This is a genomic window from Pseudomonas sp. FW305-7 (genome assembly GCF_058786735.1).
The window spans coordinates 1-6,105 of record NZ_JBYSZA010000060.1 but is presented as its reverse complement, the minus strand read 5'-3'; the positions used below and the strand labels follow the sequence as shown (position 1 = coordinate 6,105).

The window sequence follows — 6,105 nt, the reverse complement described above, 5'->3', positions numbered from 1 at the left end:
GCGGTAGTTCAGTCGGTTAGAATACCGGCCTGTCACGCCGGGGGTCGCGGGTTCGAGTCCCGTCCGCTGCGCCATATTCGGAATCTGGAACACTGAACGCCAGATTCCACAGAAAGCCCGCCTAGTGCGGGCTTTTTGCTGTCTGGCGTTTGGGTTTTCTTCACGGCCTATATCTATGTAGTGCCTGCCAGTCGCATCGTTTTCGGACAATGGACCTTGTTTTCCATGACCTCATCAGGTCATGGCGCCGATTCCATTGCCTGCCGAGAGCCCGACCGCATGCCCCCAACTCCCTCTGCAACCGCTACCGTTTCTGCCGACGACACGGATGCGCTGTCATTCATGGCAGACAAACCTGCATTTCTCTCGAGCGACGATGCCGCAGCGTGTCTGCACGGCCTGCTGAAACCGCCGCGAAGTACCGAGTTGCACTGGTTCATTCTGAAAAGCGCGGACGAGCGCTTCTATTGCGTTCAACGGATCGAGGCTAAAGCCAGCGGGGTCGAGGAGAAACGCCCTGATCCAGCCAAGGATCCGCGTCGTGAGTGGGCAGTGACTGCCGGTGCGAATGGCCAGTTGATCATCCCCAGAGGTTTTGCCCTCGAAGCGAGTTTCCATGCGCACCCGGCCAAAGTTCAAGGCGCCGACGAAGCCACCACGGAATGGGTTCAGCGCAATCGCTTCTTCACCATTGCCGATTTGTCTGCGGTGATGAATCCGCATCGAAAATACTCGAAATGTTATCTGAGTGCCGGTAACGGCGGACTTCTCTCGTACACGTCGACCAATCTGCCGTTTGAACAGGAACTGTCGCCGCGCCTTGCGCCAAACCCGGATGGCGATTCGCGACGTTTTCAGATCCTGTATGAAGAGGGTTCGATTCCCAGCAGCCTGTGGATCCTGTTGGCGGTGGCGGCTGGAAAGGTGACCGTTGTGGTTCCCGGGGATCTCTGGCGGCACCGTGGCCGGCTCAAAGCCAGTTGGCGGTCGGACATTCTGCAGGCACCACCGGCGCTTAAAACCATGCCGATCTTTGGCCCGATCTGTCGAAATGCAAAAGAAGCAGCCGTCTATCTGCGAAAACAATTACCCGCGTTGCCGTCGGCGAATCCCAATGTCGGTTTTATTCTCAAACATAATGTCAGTGATTTTCTGATCGTCACCGAGCCGATCTCCCGCCAATACGCGAGCTTTGACCGCAGTGCGCTGTTTCCCAGGAATCAACAGGGTCAGCCGCGCATCCCCCGAGCCTTTCGCGTGCTTGGCATTTATCACTCGATTCAACCATCGCCGACATCGGGCGGGACCGATCTTTCGCGCAATTTTTTCTCTACCGCCGACCTCAAAGTCGGTCTGGCACGGGTCAGCGAAGCGCCTCATCAACGCATTTTTGCAATCACCCCCGACGGCGCTGTCTTGCGTTTCGCCAAACCGATCATGCCCAAGGTGCGCGAGTTGATCGCCGAACTCACTCAAGACCTTGAGCAAAAAATCAACTCCGGCGACATCAGTGCGCAGATGTTGATCGACAAAGTCGCCAGCGCCGGAATTCTCAGCGTCCTGCTCCCCAGTGCTGCATGGCCCCAGGCTGGAAGAGTCATGGCGTCATCTGCCGCACAGCAAGAGCCGTGATCAACCGCCATTGCGCTGATGACGATAGTCGCTGACCGCCTCGTACACCGCTTTGCGCAGGCGATTGATCCCGCCAATCGGGCGGTGCGCTTCAATGCCGAACCAGGGGTTGAAAGACAGGTTGTCGCAATCGAGGTTCTGCTGCGGTGTATCGAAATCCTGAGGTGGCACGGTGATACGGGCCACGGTTTCGAACGCCGAATCCTGCTCGCGCCACTCGATGCTGGTGTCCTCGATCGGCATGTATTTGTTGGCATCCTGGCGCTGAATCTGCAGCAGGAAACAGGCCGGTACGCGATCCGTCGAGAGTTGCTGATTCAGGGCGCTGCGCAGGAAGTTCGGCAGATCCTGGTTTTGTCGGGGCAGGGTGTAGGCCGGGCAATTGTCGGGATCCGGCGTTACCCGGAACTTGGCGTTCGACTCGCCGAACTTGTACGGCGAGACCGAGAAATACGTGGTGCGTGTCGGGCTGTCCGGCGCAGGCGACAAGGTCGCCAGGGCAATAAACAGATGCCGGACTTGCCAGGTGCGCGGATCCCAACCGGGGACAAACGCCATGACCTTTTTGCCGTCAGCCTGCGCCGCCACATTCTGCCGATACTCGGCGACATCACTGACAAAGAAGTTCGGATGACTGAACATCACGAAGTCTTGCTCGTGCTGTTGCTGGCGGTTGTCGAGCAAGGGGTTGCCGGGTACGTCGAGCAGTTTGATCGCCATGCCCCGGGCATCGCGGATGCTGTCGAACTGCGGATAGGCGTTGCCGTTGGACAGGCGAATCAGCGCTTGCCAGGTTTTCCCCGGCTCGCTGAACACGCCCTGCTGCAACGACTGGGCAAGTTGCGGCAGAACCAGCACCTGCGCCTTCACGCAACCATGCGCCTTGGCGTGAGCGTCGCGCAGATAGCGCGTCGGCTCGCGGTGCTGATCAACAATGCGCACGGCGGTCTGGATCACCTCTTGAGTCATGGCCGACTCGCCCGGCGGAATCTGCTCCAGCGCGGAAACCGGGCCACGGTGCTGCCAGGCAAACCAGGCCCAGGCAACGGCCCAGCCGAGCAGGCCGATGGCGAGTAACAACAGCAGGGTTTTGCCCAGCAGGCGCCCCAGCCACAACCAGATCCGGGCCAGCGGCGGGAGGTCTTTCTTGAAGGTCGAGATCATGGCAATTGCGCCTCCAGTGGACCGCCGAGGACTTTCAGGTATTCCAGCAACGCCCAACGTTCTTCGGGCTGCAACCAGCGGCCGATGACACCATTGCCGCGTTCACCCGCACGGAATTCATGACCGCTGTTGTGGTTGCCGGTGATCCGCGTGTCGAACAGGAAGCCATTGGTAAAAGCTTCGGTGCGATAGCCCAGATGACGCGGATCGTATTCGAAGCTGCCTTTATAGAAGGTGGTGGCGCGCTCATCCTGCGGCGACAGCAACTGATAAAGGCTCGGCACCGAACCGTTGTGCAGAAACGGCGCAGTGGCCCAGACGCCGGCCAGTGGGCGAGCCTTGTAGGCGACTTTTTCGCGCACACCGATCGGCAGGCCGAAACCGTCGAGTCGCGGTTTCTCCTGCGCAGTGACGTTGGCTTCGCGATAAGCGCGGTTTTCGACGAATGCGGTGACGTACGCCAGGCCTTTGGCCACGGACAACAGGCTCAGATCCAGCGGCTCCTCGGGTGACGGGTGCAGTTTCACGTCCATTTTTTCCAGCTCTTTCAGATCCCATTGCAGGGCCGTGAGGTCGAAACGATGGCTGGCGATGTTGTTGGCAGCATTCGGATCGGTGCCGATTACCTCCACTGGCAACAGGTGCAAATGTTGCACCCAGCGTTCGCCTTCCTGAGTCTTGCGCGGAACGTGGCAGCCGGCGCAGTTTTCGGTAAACAGTGCGCGCCCCCTGGCCGCCAGCGCTTTATCGACGACGCCAAACACGTCTTCCGGCCACGCGGGTGGTTGCAGGCGCTGCAGGGTTTCTTCGATTTTGTGCAGATCACGCACACGGACGCTGGAGGCATAACGTTCATCGCCTTGCAGCGGTTGGCCATTGGCGTCGAAGAAGTTCAGGGTGGCGCCGACACCCAATGCCTCGCCGATGTTGCGCGCCATCGGCTGTTGCGCAGAACCGTTCCACTGCACCCAGTCGAACGTCCACATGTCCCACAACTGCGGGTAGTCCACCGGCGCGTTGGCGACGCGATAGTTGGCGGGAGAAATGGCATCGCCGAACGTCGCGTTTGCAATCCGCCCGAATGCATCGGTGCGTCCCGGGCCTTCTTCGGTGGGGTAGAGGCCACGGTGGGTGTCGTTCCAGGCGACTTTCAGAAAAGTGTTCAGCGAGTTTTTGAAGTCTTTGCGCAACTGCTCGCGACGTGCGTCGTAGTCATTGCCCAGTACCGCGCGCGCGAAGCGTTCGAATTTCCATGGGTTGTAGTAAGTCGAGGTCAGACTGGCGACCAAGGCTTGTCCGAAACTGCCGCCGCGCAGCGTAGGAACACTGGAAGGCAATACGTGTTGCGCCGAGCCGCCATCAATACGCACGGCTTGGCCGTTAAAGCGCAATTCGCCGGTATGGCAAGCGGCGCAAGTTATGTCCAGATATTGCTCGGTGCTTCCGGGATTCTGGTGCCGCGCAAAGCCGACAGGAAGATTGCCGGGGTTGTTTGGCGTGGCTTTCTGTTGTGGATCAATCAGAAAGCCAAATCGTGCGAGGTATTCGGGCGAGGCGAAACGCTGTTGCGAAAAGGGCAGCTCCAGCGCCTGGAACCACTCGTAACGCAATCCTTTGACCTGAGTGCCCTGTGGCGTGAAGTAGTAGGTCTGGCGTTCAGCCTGCGACCACTGATTCAGGTAATGCACCTGCTGCACGGGGGTGTAGAAGGGTAATTTCGGATTGGCGACGTAATACAACACCACCGCAAGGACGAGTCCAAGCAGCACGACGATCAGGGTCAGCACACGGAATAAGAGGCGCAAGATAAACATCCTTGTCGAATTGTTGCGCTGTTATGCCTGAGCTTGACCCGGTGCGGCAAGTGGCCATTACGCCAAGTCATAAGGATGGGTGATTCGCTCGCGCTCAGGATCAGATGACAGAAGCTTCATCATCCGTTTGCCCAAATGCGTTTTGGTCCCTGAACTTATCGCAGGTTTACTGCTCTCATGCCGGTAGCCATTGGTCGTGGCGGCCTGATAAGCTCGCGGCTTTACTCGATTGCCCTTTCGGCGCATGAACAAGGAAATAGCATGAAACAGCATCGGTTGGCGGCGGCGGTAGCCCTGGTTAGCCTGGTCCTCGCGGGTTGTGATTCGCAGACCAGCGTAGAGCTGAAAACCCCGGCGCAAAAAGCTTCCTACGGTATCGGCCTGAACATGGGCAAGAGCCTGGCTCAGGAAGGCATGGATGACCTGGACTCCAAAGCGGTAGCCCAGGGCATCGAAGATGCCGTCGGCAAGAAAGAACAGAAGCTGAAAGATGAAGAACTGGTCGAAGCTTTCGCCGCGCTGCAAAAGCGTGCCGAAGAGCGCATGGCCAAGATGAGCGAAGAGTCGGCAGCTGCCGGCAAGAAGTTCCTCGAAGAAAACGGCAAGAAGGCTGGCGTGACTACCACCGCCTCGGGCTTGCAGTACGAAGTGGTCAAGAAAGCTGACGGCCCACAGCCTAAGCCTACCGACGTAGTGACCGTTCACTACACCGGCAAGCTGACCAACGGCACCGTTTTCGACAGCTCCGTCGAGCGCGGCAGCCCGATCGATCTGCCGGTGAGCGGCGTGATCCCGGGTTGGGTTGAAGGTCTGCAACTGATGCACGTTGGCGAGAAGTACAAACTGTACATCCCTAGCGATCTGGCTTACGGCGCACAATCGCCAAGCCCGGCAATCCCGGCCAACTCGGTTCTGGTTTTCGACCTGGAACTGCTGGCCATCAAGGATCCAGCCAAAGAAGACGCTGCTGCCGCCAAGTAATCGGCCAGGGCTTCAACAACAACGCCTCGCTTATGCGGGGCGTTGTTGCATCTGGACCTTGGCAAGGGTAAACAGAGCGAACCGATGCCGGTCAGAAGAGTCATAGCCTTTGAGGTTGCTGCGCTAGACGCCCTGAGCCGCCAAGTCAATGAAATATTGGGGTTTTTTATGTGAGTAAAAAACGCCCGATCTGAGCGCAGCCCTTATGAAACGGGGCTCTCAGCGCTGAAATGCAGCTCTGTTCACAAGGTTATCCACAATTTGTGTGGATAACATTTCAACGGGAGGAAAAGATGAAAGCTCCGTGGAATTTCGCTCGATTCCTGCCCTTGGCTGGCCGGTTGCTCGCTCGCGGTCGCCTGCCGACGTTGCTGTTTGCGGTGGCCAGCAAAGGCGCTGCGCAGGGCAATCGTCTCGGAAAACTGAAGGATGATCTGCGTTTGCTCCAGGCGCTATGCCTGGCCTACTGGCGCGGCGAGTATCGCGCTATCAGTCCCAAAGCGTTGATCTCGGT

At 58.5% G+C, this 6,105-nt stretch carries 4 protein-coding genes and 1 pseudogene; 3 read left to right on the top strand and 2 right to left on the bottom strand.

Annotated elements, in window-relative coordinates; genetic code table 11:
* Nucleotides 1-279 precede the first annotated feature (279 nt).
* The gene (locus AC3WMT_RS30750) at nt 280-1,632 is read left to right on the top strand and encodes a hypothetical protein (protein ID WP_146041288.1); all 1,353 of its coding nucleotides are present in this window, start codon (nt 280-282) and stop codon (nt 1,630-1,632) included.
* On the opposite strand, the gene AC3WMT_RS30745 is transcribed toward AC3WMT_RS30750, so the two are convergent.
* On the bottom strand, nt 1,633-2,796 hold the full coding sequence (locus AC3WMT_RS30745) for a catalase family protein (protein ID WP_103306953.1): 1,164 nt from the start codon (nt 2,794-2,796) through the stop codon (nt 1,633-1,635). It abuts the gene before it with no gap.
* Entirely contained in the window at nt 2,793-4,601 is a 1,809-nt protein-coding gene (locus tag AC3WMT_RS30740; protein ID WP_103306954.1) for a di-heme-cytochrome C peroxidase, read from the bottom strand. The genes AC3WMT_RS30745 and AC3WMT_RS30740 overlap by 4 nt, the downstream gene beginning before the upstream one ends.
* A gap of 270 nt (nt 4,602-4,871) precedes the next feature.
* On the opposite strand from AC3WMT_RS30740, the gene bamJ reads away from it, so the two are divergent.
* Both bamJ and AC3WMT_RS30730 read left to right on the top strand, forming a co-directional pair.
* The gene (gene bamJ, locus AC3WMT_RS30735; protein WP_103306955.1) at nt 4,872-5,591 is read left to right on the top strand and encodes a BamJ family beta-barrel-assembly machinery protein; all 720 of its coding nucleotides are present in this window, start codon (nt 4,872-4,874) and stop codon (nt 5,589-5,591) included.
* 293 nt (nt 5,592-5,884) lie between these two features.
* A pseudogene (locus AC3WMT_RS30730) lies at nt 5,885-6,105 on the top strand (hypothetical protein); the annotation flags it as partial.

What these genes read in the sequence shown, in the direction of transcription:
- AC3WMT_RS30750 (WP_146041288.1), top strand. Translation starts at nt 280, where the DNA reads ATGCCCCCAACTCCCTCTGCAACCGCTACCGTTTCTGCCGACGACACG.
- AC3WMT_RS30745 (WP_103306953.1), bottom strand. Translation starts at nt 2,796, where the DNA reads ATGATCTCGACCTTCAAGAAAGACCTCCCGCCGCTGGCCCGGATCTGG.
- bamJ (WP_103306955.1), top strand. Translation starts at nt 4,872, where the DNA reads ATGAAACAGCATCGGTTGGCGGCGGCGGTAGCCCTGGTTAGCCTGGTC.